The sequence below is a fragment of the Arthrobacter sp. 05T410 genome, assembly GCF_056396505.1.
The window spans coordinates 270,418-285,710 of sequence record NZ_JBFTLP010000002.1 but is presented as its reverse complement, the minus strand read 5'-3'; the positions used below and the strand labels follow the sequence as shown (position 1 = coordinate 285,710).

The 15,293-nt window shown below is 68.5% G+C and carries 12 protein-coding genes and 2 riboswitches; of the genes, 3 read left to right on the top strand and 9 right to left on the bottom strand.

Annotated elements, in window-relative coordinates; translation table 11 throughout:
- Nucleotides 1-87 precede the first annotated feature (87 nt).
- Both metX and AC1DFR_RS03695 read right to left on the bottom strand, forming a co-directional pair.
- Nucleotides 88-1,227 (bottom strand): homoserine O-acetyltransferase MetX, encoded by a 1,140-nt coding sequence (gene metX, locus AC1DFR_RS03700; RefSeq protein ID WP_476872751.1) that lies wholly within the window; start codon nucleotides 1,225-1,227, stop codon nucleotides 88-90.
- An 11-nt stretch (nucleotides 1,228-1,238) separates the two neighbouring features.
- A riboswitch (SAM riboswitch) is annotated at nucleotides 1,239-1,354 on the bottom strand.
- A gap of 183 nt (nucleotides 1,355-1,537) precedes the next feature.
- On the bottom strand, nucleotides 1,538-2,854 hold the full coding sequence (locus tag AC1DFR_RS03695; protein WP_476872750.1) for a bifunctional o-acetylhomoserine/o-acetylserine sulfhydrylase: 1,317 nt from the start codon (nucleotides 2,852-2,854) through the stop codon (nucleotides 1,538-1,540).
- Nucleotides 2,855-2,915: 61 nt separating this feature from the next.
- Nucleotides 2,916-3,031: riboswitch (SAM riboswitch) on the bottom strand.
- A gap of 169 nt (nucleotides 3,032-3,200) precedes the next feature.
- Between AC1DFR_RS03695 and AC1DFR_RS03690 the strand changes: the two genes are divergently transcribed.
- Nucleotides 3,201-3,839, top strand: a complete 639-nt coding sequence (locus tag AC1DFR_RS03690; RefSeq protein WP_223914077.1) for a VOC family protein — start codon at nucleotides 3,201-3,203, stop codon at nucleotides 3,837-3,839.
- A 174-nt stretch (nucleotides 3,840-4,013) separates the two neighbouring features.
- Here AC1DFR_RS03690 and AC1DFR_RS03685 read toward each other — a convergent pair whose 3' ends face one another.
- Nucleotides 4,014-4,781, bottom strand: a complete 768-nt coding sequence (locus AC1DFR_RS03685) for a CPBP family intramembrane glutamic endopeptidase (protein WP_476872749.1) — start codon at nucleotides 4,779-4,781, stop codon at nucleotides 4,014-4,016.
- A gap of 100 nt (nucleotides 4,782-4,881) precedes the next feature.
- Between AC1DFR_RS03685 and AC1DFR_RS03680 the strand changes: the two genes are divergently transcribed.
- The gene (locus AC1DFR_RS03680) at nucleotides 4,882-5,562 is read left to right on the top strand and encodes a histidine phosphatase family protein (protein ID WP_028278302.1); all 681 of its coding nucleotides are present in this window, start codon (nucleotides 4,882-4,884) and stop codon (nucleotides 5,560-5,562) included.
- Nucleotides 5,563-5,625: 63 nt separating this feature from the next.
- Here the strand turns inward: AC1DFR_RS03680 and AC1DFR_RS03675 are convergent, their stop codons facing one another.
- The 4 genes from AC1DFR_RS03675 to tdh all read right to left on the bottom strand — a co-directional run bounded on the left by AC1DFR_RS03675 (nucleotide 5,626) and on the right by tdh (nucleotide 11,129).
- On the bottom strand, nucleotides 5,626-6,858 hold the full coding sequence (locus AC1DFR_RS03675) for an amidohydrolase family protein (RefSeq protein ID WP_476872748.1): 1,233 nt from the start codon (nucleotides 6,856-6,858) through the stop codon (nucleotides 5,626-5,628).
- A gap of 11 nt (nucleotides 6,859-6,869) precedes the next feature.
- Nucleotides 6,870-8,018, bottom strand: coding sequence for an NAD(P)/FAD-dependent oxidoreductase (locus AC1DFR_RS03670; RefSeq protein ID WP_476872747.1), 1,149 nt, complete (start codon nucleotides 8,016-8,018; stop codon nucleotides 6,870-6,872).
- 755 nt (nucleotides 8,019-8,773) lie between these two features.
- Nucleotides 8,774-9,985, bottom strand: a complete 1,212-nt coding sequence (locus AC1DFR_RS03665) for a glycine C-acetyltransferase (RefSeq protein WP_243179652.1) — start codon at nucleotides 9,983-9,985, stop codon at nucleotides 8,774-8,776.
- 97 nt (nucleotides 9,986-10,082) lie between these two features.
- On the bottom strand, nucleotides 10,083-11,129 hold the full coding sequence (gene tdh / locus AC1DFR_RS03660) for an L-threonine 3-dehydrogenase (protein WP_223914081.1): 1,047 nt from the start codon (nucleotides 11,127-11,129) through the stop codon (nucleotides 10,083-10,085).
- A gap of 180 nt (nucleotides 11,130-11,309) precedes the next feature.
- Here tdh and AC1DFR_RS03655 point away from each other — a divergent pair, with 180 nt between their 5' ends.
- Nucleotides 11,310-12,218: a LysR family transcriptional regulator gene (locus AC1DFR_RS03655; RefSeq protein ID WP_018774590.1), complete on the top strand. Its 909-nt coding sequence runs from the start codon at nucleotides 11,310-11,312 to the stop codon at nucleotides 12,216-12,218.
- A 3-nt stretch (nucleotides 12,219-12,221) separates the two neighbouring features.
- On the opposite strand, the gene gatB is transcribed toward AC1DFR_RS03655, so the two are convergent.
- Both gatB and gatA read right to left on the bottom strand, forming a co-directional pair.
- Entirely contained in the window at nucleotides 12,222-13,727 is a 1,506-nt protein-coding gene (gatB, locus tag AC1DFR_RS03650) for an Asp-tRNA(Asn)/Glu-tRNA(Gln) amidotransferase subunit GatB (protein WP_476871584.1), read from the bottom strand.
- On the bottom strand, nucleotides 13,727-15,292 hold the full coding sequence (gene gatA, locus AC1DFR_RS03645) for an Asp-tRNA(Asn)/Glu-tRNA(Gln) amidotransferase subunit GatA (RefSeq protein WP_243179654.1): 1,566 nt from the start codon (nucleotides 15,290-15,292) through the stop codon (nucleotides 13,727-13,729). The genes gatB and gatA overlap by 1 nt, the downstream gene beginning before the upstream one ends.
- Nucleotide 15,293: the final 1 nt, after the last annotated feature.

Here is a 15,293-nt window from a genome sequence, read left to right as displayed (position 1 = left end):
ATTCCCCATGAGTATGGACGCTCCCGCCCTGAGCCTCAACGGCCATTAGTGCAGAGCGCATCTGCAAAAATGCACAAGCGGGCCGGCCTAGTGGCCGAAGAAGGTCCCCCGGAGCTGCCCGCTGAGCTGGCCGATTTCGGTCAGGAAGCCGTCGTGGCCGATCGGCGCTTCAATGATGTGCAGTTCCGGGCCGCCCGGCAGGGCCTCTGCCAGTTGACGGGACTGGGCCGGGAAATACAGGCGGTCCGAGTCCACGGCCGCCACCAGGAACTCGGCGGTGGCCGGAGCCAGTGCCTCCCCGAGGCTTCCGCGCCCCCGGCACACATCGTGGCTCATGAGGGCTTCGGTGATCGCGATGTAGCTGTTCGCGTCGAAACGCCGGGCCAGTTTGCTGCCCTGGTGGTCCAGGTAGCTTTCCACCTGGTAGCGCCCGCGTCCGGCCAGCGATCCGGCTTCCAGGGGCGTCTCGGACTCCTGGGCGTTGCGGCCAAACCGGCCGTCCAGTTCGGCCGCTGAGCGGTAGGTGATGTGCGCGATGCGCCGGGCGAGGGCGAGCCCTGCTTCGGGTTCCGGGCCGCCGTAGTAGTCCCCGCCCTTGAAGTGGGGGTCCTGGCGGATGGCCAGCGTCTGGGCCTGCGCGAAGGCAATCTGTTCGGCGGTGCTGCTGGCGCCGACGGAAATCACGGCGCAGCGCCGGACCCGGCCGGGAAACGTGACGGCCCATTCAAGGGCGCGCGCGCCGCCGAGCGAGCCGCCCAGCACCGCGTACCAGCTGCCGATGCCCAGGGCATCGGCCAGCCGCGCCTCGGCGGCGGCGGTGTCCCGCAGGGTGACCAGCGGGAACCGCGATCCCCAAGGGCGCCCGTCGGGGGCCGGGGTGGAAGGCCCGGTGGATCCGTAGCAGCCGCCCAGGATGTTGATCGAAACGACGAAATACTTGTCCGTGTCCACGGGAGCCCCGGGTCCGGCGAGCTGTTCCCACCAGCCGGGCTCCCCGCTCTCGCCGCGGGTCACGTGTGTGTCGCCGGTCAGGGCGTGTTCAATGAGCACGGCGTTGGAGGCGTCCGCGTTCAGGGTCCCCCACGTCTCGTAGGCGAGCACCACATCCGGCAACGGAGTCCCGGATTCGAGCTGCAGATCACCGATCCTGACGAACTGGACGGTCCCGTCAGGGGTCCGGGATGGTTTGGTTTCGGGAACACCCGTGCGGGTGACGGCAATCGTCATGTGAGGACCTATCTTCGCGCTTGCCCGCCGTCAGCTGACCGGCAGGCCAGGTCTTCACCCGGGGCACCCCGCCGCAAAAGGAGGGTTGCCGGCCAGCAAGCCGGGGCTGTCGCTGGCACTCATGACCTGGTACGAGTCTACGAAACGGGGTGCGGAAATGACGAAGATTATGACTTCCATGTGACAGCCGGACCAGTCAGCACCGCAGACTCCCCACCTTTGACAGCCGTGACCGGCGGGTCGCCCCGGAGTGCCGGCGATTCCCGGTGTCATGCCCGCAAAGGTGGGGAAATTCGGCGTGGGCTTCGGCCTAGGCGGACTTGGCCGCGCGGAATCCGGCGTCGAGGTCCGCGAGGATGTCGTCAATGTGCTCCAGTCCCACCGAAAGCCGCACCAGCCCGGGGTTCACCCCGGCGATCACCTGCTGTTCGGGCGAGAGCTGGCTGTGGGTGGTCGACGCCGGATGGATCACCAGCGACCGGACATCGCCGATGTTCGCGACGTGCGAGTGCAGTTCGAGGGCATCGACGAACCGCTTGCCGGCCTCCGCTCCCCCGGCAATGTTGAACGCCACGACGGCGCCGGTCCCCTTGGGCCCGTACTTGCGGCCGCGCTCGTACCAGGGGCTGGACGGCAGCCCGGCGTAGGCGACCGATTCGACGTCGTTCCGCCCCTCCAGCCAGTGCGCCACCTTCGTGGCGTTGGCCACGTGGCGCTCGACGCGCAGGCTCAGCGTTTCGATGCCCTGGGCGATGAGGAAGGCGTTGAACGGGGACACCGCGGAGCCGAGGTCGCGCAGGAGCTGGACCCGGGCCTTGAGGATGTAGGAGAGATTCGCGCCCAGCGCGCCGTCGGCTCCGAGGTCGCGGGCGTAGACCAGGCCGTTGTAGGTGGGGTCGGGGGTGTTGAAGCCGGGGAACCGCTCCGGGTCCTTCCCGAAGTCGAAGTTGCCGGAGTCCACGATCACGCCGGCGATCGCGGCGCCGTGCCCGCCGAGGTACTTGGTGGCGGAATGGACCACGATGTCCGCGCCCCACTCGATCGGCCGGATCAGGTAGGGGGTGGAGAGCGTGTTGTCGACAACCAGCGGCACGCCGGCCTCGTGCGCCACCCGGGAGACGCCCTCGATGTCCAGGACGTCCTGGCGGGGGTTGGAGACCACTTCGCCGAAGAACAGCTTGGTGTTGGGCTGGACGGCGTCCCGCCACTGGTCCAGGTTGTCCGGGTCCGCCACGAAGGTCACGGAGATGCCGAACTTCTTCAGCGTGTGCGCGAGCAGGTTGTAGGTTCCGCCATAGAGGCTGGGGCTGGCCACCACATGGTCCCCGGCCTCGGCGATATTGAGGATGGCGAACGTCTCGGCGGCCTGGCCGGAGCTGAGCAGCAGCGCCGCGAGACCGCCTTCCAGGCTGGCGACGCGCTGTTCGACGGCATCCTGGGTCGGGTTGCCGATCCGGGTGTAGATGGGCGCGAGCTCGGCGAGCGCAAAGCGGTTCGCGGCGCTTTCGGCGCTGGGGAACACGAACGACGTCGTCTGGTAGATAGGCAGGGAACGCGCGCCGGTGGCGCTGTCCGGCTCCTGGCCGGCGTGGATCTGGCGGGTTTCAAAGGACCAGGCGTTGGACATTGGTGCTCCTCGAGTCACTGGGCACAGCACCGGCCGGGGCTTTCGGCCCGAACCGGAACAGGCGCCGCGCTTGCCCTCCGGCGGGCGCCGGACGGCCAGGTCTTCACCCGGGGCACCCCACCGCGATACGAGGGTTGCCGGCCAGCAAGCCGGGGCTGTGCGCTGGCACTCATGACCTGACTTCAGTGTAGGAATGGCGGCGGAGCCCTGGATAGCTTTGTGACGAAGATGAAGACGGCCGCCGTGACGGAGCATCCGGGGCCCCGCGTTCCGCGCCCCAGGACGTCCCATGACGGTTAGGGGAGCCTAAGCTGAGAGGTCCATCACAAAGTGCCAAGATGATGGCATGCGCATGGATCACGTCTCTTACGCCTGTGAACACGATGGCTTGGCAGCCACCACTGAACGTATTGCGTCTGCCCTCGGCGTTGAAGCCGTGAAGGGTGGAGTGCACCCCCGTTTCGGGACACGCAACATGATTATCCCGCTCGCGGGACACAAGTACCTGGAAGTCGTGGAGGTCCTGAACCACCCGGCCTCCGACAAGGCCCCGTTCGGCCAGGCCGTCCGGGCACGCTCCGAGGCCGGCGGCGGCTGGATGGGCTGGTGCGTCGAGGTTGACGACCTGGCCCCGTTCGAGGAGCGGCTCGGCCGCGCCGCCGTCAACGGCAACCGGAAGTTTCCCGACGGCCGCGAATTGGTCTGGAAGCAGATCGGCATCCTGGGGCTCATCGCCGACCCCCAGGTGCCATACATGCTCAAGTGGGAGGGCGACCCGGAGTTGCACCCGTCCAACGCCTACGCGAGCGATGTCAAGATGTCCGCACTGACCATTGCCGGTTCGGCCGAGCGCGTCACGGAGTGGCTGGGCGAACCGGTTGAAAAGCCGCTGGAAGACGTCGCCGTGAACTGGATCGCGCCGCACGGTACTCCCGGCATCCTCTCTGTCACCTTCGAGACCGCCTCCGGAGCGGTCACGATCTAACGCTCCACCTGCCCCACGCTTCGGCCGCCATCTCTTAGGTGCCAACGATGTCACCTAGGAGACGGCGGCCGAGATCATTTAAGGCCTGCTCCTAATAGCAACGCGGGGCCACTTCGCGCCCGTCCGGGGGCTCCGGATGGGCCCGAAGGGACCCCGCCTTGCTTTGCGGGGAACTCAGCCCAGGCCCACGGCCTTGCCGAACAGGCTGAACCCCACGAACGCCACGGTGTCCAGGATGGCGTGGGCGATCACCAGCGGCATCACCCGTTTGGTCCGGATGTAGAACAGCGCGAAGACGACGCCCATCACCGCGTTGCCGATGAACGGCCCGAACCCCTGGTACAGGTGATAGCTGCCGCGGAGCAGGGCGCTGGCGGCGATGGCCGCCGGCACGCTCCAGCCCAGTTTCCCGAGCCGGTCCAGCAGGTACGCCACCACAATCACTTCCTCGACCACCGCGTGCCGGATCGCGGACAGGACCAGCACCGGCACGGTCCACCAGTACGCGTCCAGGGCACTGGGGATGATCGCCGTCGTGATCCCCAGCGCCCGGCCGGCGGCGTAGAGCCCCAGGGACGGAATGCCGATGAGCGCGGCGAGTCCGAGACCCTGCAGGAGGTCCTTGCCGGGCCGGGCGAAGTCGAAGCCAATCCTTCGGAACGCCGAGGTTCCGCGTTCACCGGCCGGCCAGTGTTCGGTGAGGAAATAGATCACGAGGGCCACCGGGACCAGGGCGAAGATGATGTCCAGCAACTGGTAGGTGAGGTCGAAGTATTCGCGTGCGCTCTGTGAGCGGTTCAGGGTGGATGTCCCCTGGGCCAGCGGCGCCGTGGTCATCTTGTCCAGCAACTGCACCAGGGAGTAGATCGCGGACTGCCCGAGTGACAACCCCAGGACAATCAACACTTCGAACCGCAGCCGACGGCGGGAGGGAACCAACATGGTTCTATCTTGCCTGCACTTGCCGATAGTTTGCTGGTGCCCGCATGGTGCCGGCCGCGCCGGCACCCCCGGCTTTTTAGGAGCCCTATGCTTGGGGATTATGAGTGCGCCCCGGAAAATCATCATGATCCGGCACGGCCAGTCTGCCGCCAATGCCGACACCTCGATCTACAACCGTGTTCCGGACTACCGGATCCCGTTGACCGCGCTGGGCCTGGAGCAGGCCACCGCGGCCGGGGAGGAGGTCCGGCGCCAGCTGGACGGCCGCCCCGTGTGCGTCTACGTCTCCCCTTACCTGCGCGCCTACCAGACCCTCGAGGCGCTGAATCTCGGCCCGCTCGTGGAGCGGGTGATCGAGGAACCGCGCCTGCGCGAACAGGACTGGGCCAACTTTCAGATCGCCGGCGACATCGAGGACCAGAAGGAGCTCCGCAACGCCTACGGGCACTTCTTCTACCGCTTCCGCGAGGGCGAGTCCGGTTCCGATGTGTATGACAGGATTTCTTCCTTCATGGAAACCCTGCACCGGCACTGGTCCCGGCCCGGCTATGCCCCGAACGCGCTGTTTGTGACGCACGGATTGACCATGCGGCTGTTCTGCATGCGCTGGTTCCACTGGTCGGTGGAATATTTCGAGTCCCTGAATAACCCCGAGAACGCCGAGGTCCGCACCCTGCTGCGCACCTCGCACGGCAAGTACGAGCTCGACAAGCCCTTCACGCAGTGGGAGAAGAGGCGCGTGGACGAGACCGTCCTCGACGCACCGCCCATGATGTTCTAGGGCGGCCCGTCCGGGGCCGGAGCCAGCCGGGTCAGCGGACCGGCTCGCTAACGGACCGGCTGGCTAACGGACCGGCTGCGCTACACCGGCGCGCCACACCGCGTGCGTCAGGGGGATGCCTGGCCGGTAGGCCAGATGCGTGGCGGAAGGTGCGTTGAGCAGGTGCAGGTCCGCGCGGTGTCCGACGGCGATCGAGCCCACCGCGCGTTCGCCGTCGGCGTCGTTCCCGGACTCCCGGCCCAGGGCCAGCGCGCCGCCGTAGGTCGCGGCGCGCACCGCCTCGTGGACGCTGAGCCGCATCTGCAGCACGGCGGTGGTGACGCAGAACGCCATGGAGCTGGTGTAGGACGTGCCGGGGTTGCAGTTGGAGGCCAGCGCCAGCTGCACACCGGCGTCGAGCAGTTCACGGCCGGGGGCCAGCGGCTGCCGGGTGGAGAGATCGCAGGCCGGCAGGCACGTGGCGACCGTGCCGCGCTGCCCGGATCCGGGCGTGCCGCTGCCGCCGGCGGCGTCCCAGCCGGACCAGCTGCCGGCAAGGGCATCGACATCCGCGGCCGAAAGGTAGTTCACGTGGTCCACGCTCGCGGCGCCGACTTCCACCGCCAGCCGGACGCCGGGGCCCTCGCCGAGCTGGTTGCCGTGGACGCGCAGCCCCAGCCCGGCGGCCTTGCAGGCCAGGAGCACCCGGCGGGACTGGTCCTCGTTGAACGCGCCCTGCTCGCAAAAGACGTCGGCCCAGCGGACGTAGGGTCGGACTGCGGTGAGCATCGGCCCGCAGACCAGCTCCGTGTATTCCTCCGCGTCCATCCCGGCGGGCACAAGGTGCGCCCCCAGGTAAGTGACCTCGTCCGCCACGGTGGAGGCGATGCGGGCGCTGCGGGCCTCGTTCTCGAGGTCCAGGCCGTAGCCGGTTTTGGTCTCCAGGTAGGTGGTGCCCTGCGACACGGCCTCCGCGACGCGGCCCATCGCCAGCCGGGTCAGGTCGAAGTCGCTCGTGCTCCGGGTGGCGCCGGTGGTGACGGCGATCCCGCCGGCACTGTAACTCTCCCCCGCCATCCGGGCCTCGAACTCGGCAGTGCGGTCCCCCGCGAAGATCAGGTGCGTGTGCGAGTCGACCCAGCCCGGGAGGAGCGCCCGGCCACCGGCATCCACCCGTTCGTCCGCGGCCGGGGCGTCGGCCGCGGGCCCGAGCCAGGAAATCCGCTCCCCCTCGATTACCACCGCCGCGTCGCGGAGGACGCGGTGTTCCGCGTCCTGGGTCATCAGTTCGGCGATATTGGTGATGAGGGTACTCATGGATCCATTCTTCAGCGCCGGATGGACCAGCGGGTCGCGGCCAGCGCCTCCGCTGTCCGGGATGCCGGACTGGCCTCGGTGGACGGGGACACAGCCAGGGTCGGGGCCGGGGCCAGGGCCGGGGCGGTGCCCTGGCCGGCGAGAATCAGCCCGGCGGCCAGTTCCGCGACGCCGGATGAGGTCTGGAATCCGTACCCGCCCTGGCCGGCGAGCCAGAAGAATCCGGTGGCCTCGGCGTCGAACCCCACCACCGGGACGCCGTCGGCCGCCTCCGTCCGCAGCCCCGTCCAGGCCGTACGGACGTTCCGGATCCCGAGCGTCGTGACCTCGTTGAGCCGGGCGATGACCCGTTCGACGTCGCCGGGATAGGGCCGGGCGTCCTCGGGTCCGCTCGGCACGTGTTCGGCGGGCGAGATCAGGACCTGGCCGTTGTCCGGCCGGAAGTAGAAGCTGTCATCGGCCGCCGCCACCATCGGGCAGGCTTCCGGGAGGGGATTCTCGACGTCGACGATCGCCGCGGTGCGCCGGTACGGCTGCAGGCCGAGCTTCTCGACGCCGCTGAGGACGGCGAGCTCGTCGGCCCAGGCACCGGCGGCATTGACCACGACGGCGGACTGGAAGCCTTCCTGCCCGGCGCCCAGTTCCCAGCCGCTGCCCAGGCGCTGGGCGGAATGGACCCTGGCGCCGGTAATGATGTCCACGCCGCCGGCCACGGCGAGCCGCCGGTGGTCCTCGAGCAGCACGGGGGCGTTGCAGGCGAAGGACCCGGTGTCCAGTCCGGCGGCGCTGAACGAATCCGGGACCAGGGCCGGGCACAGATCCAGTGCCTCGGCATGGGTGATCCGCTGCATGTGTCCGCTTGCCTCCGCCCGGACCGTGGCGTCGTCCCCGATCAGCATGAAGCTGCGCGGGGTGAGCACCGGTTCCGGACGTTCGGCGTCCTGGGCCGCGATGAGGTCGAGCGTCCGGACGGTGAGCTCCTGGACCACGGGCGGGCCGTAGCTGGGAATCAGTTGCCGGGCGGAGCGGGCCGAGGTGTGGTAGGCCAGGGTCTGCTCGGCTTCGATCAGGGCCACGCTGCAGTGCCCGGCCAAGGCGGAGGCAAGGGACAGGCCGGCGATCCCGCCGCCGACAATTACGACATCGTAATGAGCTGACATGATCCCATCCTTGCAGATCGTCGGGTCAGGTGATCACGTCCCGGTATCCGGCGTTTGCCGCAACCTGCGCCCGGGCGAGCGGCGTCAATCAGTTCCACAGTCATCACCTGCGCCGTTGTTGGGTCCCAGGGCGTTGTAATGTCCAGGGCTCACGGCGTTCTCGGCACATGCCGTCTCCACGATTCCGAGTTTGGCGGCAACCTTCTTGGAATCCCGGCTGCTTGGATAAATTGTGCACACCGCCCCGGGACATGCCCTTCCATGGTCCGCACGACTGGACATGTCCCTCGTTGCCCCGGGCCGGCCCGGGACATGCCCCTCGTTGGTCGTGGCCGTTGGACATGGTGGCATTATGTCCAGTCCTCGCTGCCGGGGCTGGGCATGTCCCCCGTTGCGGCGTACCGGCACGGGACATGCCCTTCGTTGGTCGTGGCCGTTGGACAGAGTGGCATTATGTCCAGTCCTCGCTGCCGGAGCTGGACATGTCCCCCGTTGCCGCGTGCAGGCCAGGGACAGGCACTTCCCTGGTCCGCGCGCCTGGACATGTCCCCAATTGCGGCGGGCAGGCCCGGGACATGCCCCTCGTTGGTCGTGGCCGTTGGACAGAGTGGCATTATGTCCAGTCCTCGCTGCCGGGGCTGGGCATGTCCCGCGGACAAGCCAGAGGAGGAAGCCGGGATGAACGAGCAAGGCCGGGCAGGGTGGGGCCGGACCCCGTGCTGAAAGCGGGGGGTCCGGCCCGGCGATCAGGCGGACTAGGCTGCTGCCACCGCCGCGCGGCTGCGCACGAACGCCTGGACGCAGGCCTCGACGTCGTCGGCGCTGTGTGCGGCCGAAAGCTGGACGCGGATCCGGGCGGCGCCCTTGGGCACCACCGGGTAGCTGAACGCCGTGACGAAGACGCCGTTGTGGAGCATGGCATCGGCCACCTTGGCGGCCATGACGGCGTCGCCGAACATTACCGGGACAATGGCGTGCTCGCCGGGGAGCAGGTCGAAGCCTTCCTCGCTCATGCGGTTCCGGAAGAGCTCCGCGTTCGCGAAGAGCTTGCCGCGCAGTTCGCCGGAGTTTTCCACGAGGTCCAGGGCCTTGAGCGTGGCCGCGACGATCGCCGGGGCCAGCGAGTTGGAGAACAGGTAGGGGCGGGCCTTCTGGCGGAGCATCGCCACCACCTCACCGCGGCCCGAGACATAGCCGCCGGAGGCGCCGCCGAGGGCCTTGCCGAACGTGCCGGTGTAGATGTCCACGCGGTCCGAGACGCCGGCGTGTTCCGGCGTGCCGGCACCGGTGGCTCCCATGAAGCCCACCGCGTGTGAATCGTCCACCATGACCAGGGCGTCGTACTTGTCGGCGAGGTCGCAGATCGCTTCGAGCGGGGCCAGGAAGCCGTCCATCGAGAAGACGCCGTCCGTGACGATGATCTTGCGGCGGGCCGGGTTCTCCTGCGTGGTGGCCTCGATCAGCTTCGATTCGAGGTCCGCCATGTCCTGGTTGGCGTAGCGGAAGCGCTGGGCCTTGCAGAGCCGGATGCCGTCAATGATGGACGCGTGGTTCAGGGCGTCCGAGATGACGGCGTCTTCCGGGCCGAAGAGGGACTCGAACACGCCGCCGTTGGCGTCGAAGCAGCTGGAGAACAGGATGGTGTCCTCGGTGCCGAGGAACGCCGAGACACGCTTTTCCAGTGCCAGGTGCAGGTCCTGGGTGCCGCAGATGAAGCGCACGCTGGCCATGCCGAAGCCGCGCTCGTCCATGGCCGTCTTCGCCGCGGCGATGATGTCCGGGTGGTCGGCGAGGCCCAGGTAGTTGTTGGCGCAGAAGTTCAGCACGTCGGCGCCGGACTCGCCGATCTGCCCGGCCTTGATGCGGTTGGCCTGCGGCGAGTCGATGTGCCGCTCGGTCTTGAACAGACCGGCGCTGCGGATCTCATCGAGTTCGTGCTGCAGCTGGTCCTTGATGGCTGAATACATGGGTTGGCTCCTCGGCTGGTTGGATGCGGGGGCGGAATGCTGTGCGTGGAAGGCGCTGTCTGGCAGGGGCCCGGAAGCGCGCGGTCAGGAAAGGGACCTAGAAAACGGTCCAGTCGAGGACCACCTTGCCGCCGACGCCGGCGCGGGCCACCTCGAAACCCTTTTCCCAGTCGGTGGCCGGCAGCGTGTCCGTGACCACGGCCGAGATGTTCGCGTGCAGGGCAGGGTTGGAGGAGAGCATGGCGCTCATCGCGTACCAGGTCTCGAACATTTCGCGGCCGTAGATGCCCTTCATGGTCAGCATGTGCGTGACCACCTTGCCCCAGTTGATATCGATGGACTGGCTGGGCAGTCCCAGCATCGCGATCCGGCCGCCGTGGTTCATGTTGTCGATCATCTCAGGCAGCGCGGTGGGGTGTCCCGACATTTCCATGCCGATGTCGAAGCCTTCGCGCATGCCGAGTTCGCGCTGGGCGTCCTTGACCCGCATCTTCGAGACATCGATCGCGAGGTCGACGCCGAGCCTGCGGGCCAGTTCCAGCCGGGGCGCGGAGACGTCGGTGATCGCGATCTTGCGGGCGCCCGCGTGCCGGGCGACGGCGATCGCCATCAGGCCGATGGGTCCGGCGCCGGTGATCAGCACGTCCTCGCCGACCAGCGGGAAGCTCAGAGCGGTGTGGACGGCGTTGCCGAAGGGGTCGAAGATGGCGCCGAGTTCCGGGGTGACCGAGGGGTCCTGGTGGACCCAGACGTTGGTCTCGGGGATCACCACGTACTCGGCGAAGGCGCCGTCGCGCTGGACGCCGACGCTGACGGTGTTGATGCACATCTGCCGGCGGCCGGCGCGGCAGTTGCGGCAGATTCCGCAGACGATGTGGCCTTCGCCGGAGACCCGGTCCCCCACCTTGACGTCCAGGACGTCCTCGCCGGTCTCCACGACCTCGCCGTAGAACTCGTGGCCGGCGATCAGGGGGGCGTTGATGATGCCCTGCGCCCAGGCGTCCCAGGCCTGGATGTGCAGGTCCGTGCCGCAGATGCCGGTGGTCATGACGCGGATCTTGACGTCCCCGGGGCCGGTCTCCGGCTCGGGACGGTCGACGAGCTCGAATCCTGCGTGGGCGCCGGCTTTGTAGAGAGCCTTCATGGGCCTTCCTAACTGTGCTTTTGGGGTCCTGCTCCGCGCGTTCTGTTCCGCGTGTTCTGTTCCGCATGCGGGGCCGGCGTGTGGGTCAACTCACCCCATTAGACCCACCAGAAAGCATTAGCACAACCGAATTCTTCTCAATCGACGAATTAGCAATTGCTGTTGCATAGAATGGCTGGCATGGAAATCCACCAGCTGGAGATGTTGCGCGAACTCGGAGCACTGGGCAGCGTCAAGGCCGTCGCCGAAACCCTCCTGGTGACGCCGTCGGCCGTGTCCCAGCAACTGGCCGCGCTGCAGAAGACCGTGGAGGTGCCGCTGACCCGCAAGGAGGGCCGGAACCTGGTGCTCACGGAGGCCGGGCAGGTGCTGGCGGACGCCGGGGCCGCGGTGGTCAGCGCGATGGCGGATGCGAAGATGGCGATCGGCGCCTACCACGGCTCACCGGTGGCGCCGGTGACGCTCAGCGGTTTCCACAGCGCCGGGCAGGCATTGTTCGCGCCGCTGGCCCGGCTGCTGGACGGCCCGGGCCAGCCGCGGATCCTGCTCTCCGACGAGGACGTCGCGCAACAGGATTTCCCGGCCCTTACGGCGCGCTACGACCTGGTCCTGGCGCACCGGATGGACCACAGCCCGCGCTGGCCCGAGGAACGCGTCGCGGTGATCCCGCTCGCGCATGAGCCGCTGGACGTGGCGCTGCCGGCCGGGCACCGGCTGGCCGGCCAGCGCGCGGTGACGGCGGACGACGTCGTGGGCGAACCGTGGGTGACGAGCCGCGCCGGCTACTCCCCCGCCGACGTGCTCTCCGCCGTCGCGGCGGTCTCCAGCCGTGAGCTGAACATCGTGCACCGCATCAACGACTACTCAACCGTGGCGGCGCTCGTGGCGGCCGGCGGCGTGATCGGCCTGCTGCCGCGGCACACCGCGCGGCCTGTGCTAAACCCGGACATTGTGCTGCGGCCGCTGGAGGGCATCAGCACCCGGCGCCGGATCGACGTCCTGGCCCGGCCGGAGAACCTTAAACGCACATCGGTCATGATGGTCTGCGAAGCACTGCAGACCATCATGACCGATTTAGTGGGCGGCTAGGGGCTAGCCCTCGACGCCGAGGCGCTGGAGGATCAGCTCGCGCACGCGGCCGGCGTCGGCCTGCCCGCGGGTGGCCTTCATGACCCCGCCGACGATCGCGCCGATCGCCTGGATCTTGCCGCCGCGGATCTTGTCCGCGACGCCGGGCTGCGCGGCGAGGGCCGCGTCGATCGCTTCGAGCAGCGGGCCGTCGTCGGAGACCACGGCGAGGCCGCGCTTCTCGACGATTTCCGCCGGGGTGCCTTCGCCGGCGAGCACGCCGTCCAGGACCTCGGAGGCCATCTTGTTGTTGATCTTGCCGTCCTCAACCATCTTGTTCAGTTCCACGATGGTGGCCGGGTTGACGCCCAGCTGGCCGGGATCGACGTCGGCGTTCTTGGCGCGGCCGACGATCTCGCCCATCCACCATTTGCGGGCCACGGTGGCGGTGGCGCCGGCTGCGATGGTTTCCTCGATCTCGTCCATGACGCCGGCGTTGACGACGTCGCGGAACTCCAGGTCCGAGTAGCCCCAGTCGGCCTGCAGCCGCTTGCGGCGCGCGGCCGGCGGCTCGGGCAGCGTGGCCCGGAGCTCCTCGACCCATTCGCGGGACGCGGTGATCGGGACCAGGTCAGGTTCCGGGAAGTAGCGGTAGTCGTCGGCGTCGGACTTGGCCCGGCCCGACGTCGTGGTCCGCGTGTCCTCGTGCCAGTGGCGGGTTTCCTGGATGACCGGCTCGCCGGAGTCCAGCACGGCGGCGTGCCGCTGGATCTCGTAGCGGACCGCGTGTTCGACGGCGCGCAGCGAGTTGACGTTCTTGGTCTCCGAACGGATGCCGAAACGTTCGCGGCCGTGCGGGCGCAGCGAGACGTTGGCGTCGCAGCGGACGTTGCCGCGCTCCATCTTCGCGTCCGAAACCCCGAGGTTCTTGACGATCTCGCGGACGGCGGCCACGTAGGCCTTGGCGAGTTCGGGGGCGCGGCTGCCGGCGCCCTCGATCGGCTTGGTGACGATCTCGACCAGCGGCACACCGGAACGGTTGTAGTCCACCAGGGAGTAGTCCGCGCCCTGGATGCGGCCGGTGGCGCCGCCCATGTGGGTCAGCTTGCCGGCGTCCTCCTCCATGTGCGCGCGTTCAATCTCGACCCGGAACACGGTGCCGTCGGAGAGCTCGATGTCCAGGTAGCCGTCGTACGCGATGGGCTCGTCGTACTGGGAGGTCTGGAAGTTCTTCGGGGTGTCCGGGTAGAAGTAGTTCTTCCGGGCGAAGCGGCACTTCTCGGCGATCTTGCAGTTCAGCGCCAGGCCGATCTTGATCGAGGACTCGATCGCGGTCTTGTTCACCACCGGCAGCACGCCGGGCATGCCGAGGTCAACCTCGTTGACGTTGGTGTTCGGCTCATCGCCGAAGACGTTCGGCGCGGAGGAGAACATCTTGGTCTTGGTGTTGAGCTCCACGTGGACCTCGAACCCCAGGACGGGATCGTACTTGTCCATCGCCTCTTCGAAGCTGAGGGTTGCGTCAGTCATTAGTGTGAGCCTCCGTGGCTTGAGGCGGCGGCAGCCGCAGAAGTAGCAGTGAGCGAGGGGGCCTTGTCCAGCAGCGGGCCGCCCCACTGCGCCTCGAGCAGGGATTCCAGGACCGCGCCGACGCGGTACAGGCGGGCATCCTGGCGGGCCGGTGCCAGGAGCTGGATGCCCACGGGCAGTCCGTCCTCGTCGGCCAGGCCGCCGGGCAGGGACAGGCCGGGGACGCCTGCCATGTTCGCCGGGATGGTGGCGACGTCGTTGAGGTACATCGCCAGCGGGTCGTTGAGCTTCTCGCCGAGCTTGAACGCCGTGGTCGGCGCCGTCGGGGAAATCAGCACGTCGGCCTTTTCGAAGGCGGCGTCGAAGTCGCGCTGGATCAGGGTGCGCACCTTCTGGGCCGAGCCGTAGTAGGCGTCGTAGTAGCCGGCGCTCAGGGCGTAGGTGCCCAGGATGATGCGGCGCTTGACCTCGTCGCCGAAGCCGGCGGCGCGGGTGGCGCCCATGACCCGCTCGATGGTCAGCGGTCCCTGTTCGGGCAGGACCCGCAGGCCGTAGCGGACGCCGTCGAACTTGGCCAGGTTGGAGGAGGCCTCCGACGGCATGATCAGGTAGTAGGCGCCCAGGGCGTACTTGAAGTTGGGGCAGGAGACCTCGACGATCTCTGCGCCCGCGCCCTTGAGCAGCTCGAGGGATTCGTTGAAGCGGTTCTCGACGCCGGCCTGGTAGCCCTCGCCGTGGAGTTCCTTGATGATGCCGATCTTCATGCCTTCGACGTTGCCGGTCCGGGCCGCGGCCACGAGGTCCTCGAGCGGGTCCGGCAGCGAGGTGGAGTCGCGCGGATCGTGCCCGCCAATCACCTGGTGCAGCAGGGCCGAGTCGAGAACGGTGCGCGAGACCGGGCCGATCTGGTCCAGCGAGGAGGCCATGGCGATGGCGCCGTAGCGGGAGACGCCGCCGTAGGTGGGCTTGACGCCGACCGTGCCGGTGACGGCGCCGGGCTGGCGGATGGAACCGCCGGTGTCCGTGCCGAGGGCCAGCGGGGCTTCGAAGGCCGCGACGGCGGCAGCGGAGCCGCCGCCAGAACCGCCGGGGATGCGGTCCAGGTCCCACGGGTTGTGCGTGGGCCCGTAGGCGGAGTGCTCGGTGGAGGAGCCCATCGCGAATTCGTCGAGGTTCGTCTTGCCCAGGATCGGCATCTTGGCGGCGCGCAGGCGCTCGACGACGGTGGCGTCGTAGGGGCTGTGCCAGCCTTCGAGGATCTTCGAGCCGGCCGTGGTGGGCTGCCCGATCGTGACGATGAGGTCCTTGACGGCGATCGGGACGCCCGCGAGGACGTGGAGCTCTTCGGCGGCGGCACCGCCGGCGGCGCGGATCGCATCCACTTCGGCGGCGACGGCGAGCGCCTCGTCGGCGTTGACGTGGAGGAAGGCGTGGACCTTGCCGTCGACGGCGGCGATGCGGTCCAGGTAGGCCTGGGTGACCTCGACGGCGGTGATCTCGCGGGCGGCCAGCTTCTCGGCGAGCGCGGCGGCGGAGAGGCGGATCAGTTCGTTGTTCTCAGTCATG

Bases quoted from the DNA above. Each gene is read 5' to 3' on its own strand.
- metX (WP_476872751.1), bottom strand. From the start codon at position 1,227: ATGACGATTGCCGTCACCCGCACGGGTGTTCCCGAAACCAAACCATCC.
- AC1DFR_RS03695 (WP_476872750.1), bottom strand. From the start codon at position 2,854: ATGTCCAACGCCTGGTCCTTTGAAACCCGCCAGATCCACGCCGGCCAG.
- AC1DFR_RS03690 (WP_223914077.1), top strand. From the start codon at position 3,201: ATGCGCATGGATCACGTCTCTTACGCCTGTGAACACGATGGCTTGGCA.
- AC1DFR_RS03685 (WP_476872749.1), bottom strand. From the start codon at position 4,781: ATGTTGGTTCCCTCCCGCCGTCGGCTGCGGTTCGAAGTGTTGATTGTC.
- AC1DFR_RS03680 (WP_028278302.1), top strand. From the start codon at position 4,882: ATGAGTGCGCCCCGGAAAATCATCATGATCCGGCACGGCCAGTCTGCC.
- AC1DFR_RS03675 (WP_476872748.1), bottom strand. From the start codon at position 6,858: ATGAGTACCCTCATCACCAATATCGCCGAACTGATGACCCAGGACGCG.
- AC1DFR_RS03670 (WP_476872747.1), bottom strand. From the start codon at position 8,018: ATGTCAGCTCATTACGATGTCGTAATTGTCGGCGGCGGGATCGCCGGC.
- AC1DFR_RS03665 (WP_243179652.1), bottom strand. From the start codon at position 9,985: ATGTATTCAGCCATCAAGGACCAGCTGCAGCACGAACTCGATGAGATC.
- tdh (WP_223914081.1), bottom strand. From the start codon at position 11,129: ATGAAGGCTCTCTACAAAGCCGGCGCCCACGCAGGATTCGAGCTCGTC.
- AC1DFR_RS03655 (WP_018774590.1), top strand. From the start codon at position 11,310: ATGGAAATCCACCAGCTGGAGATGTTGCGCGAACTCGGAGCACTGGGC.
- gatB (WP_476871584.1), bottom strand. From the start codon at position 13,727: ATGACTGACGCAACCCTCAGCTTCGAAGAGGCGATGGACAAGTACGAT.
- gatA (WP_243179654.1), bottom strand. From the start codon at position 15,292: ATGACTGAGAACAACGAACTGATCCGCCTCTCCGCCGCCGCGCTCGCC.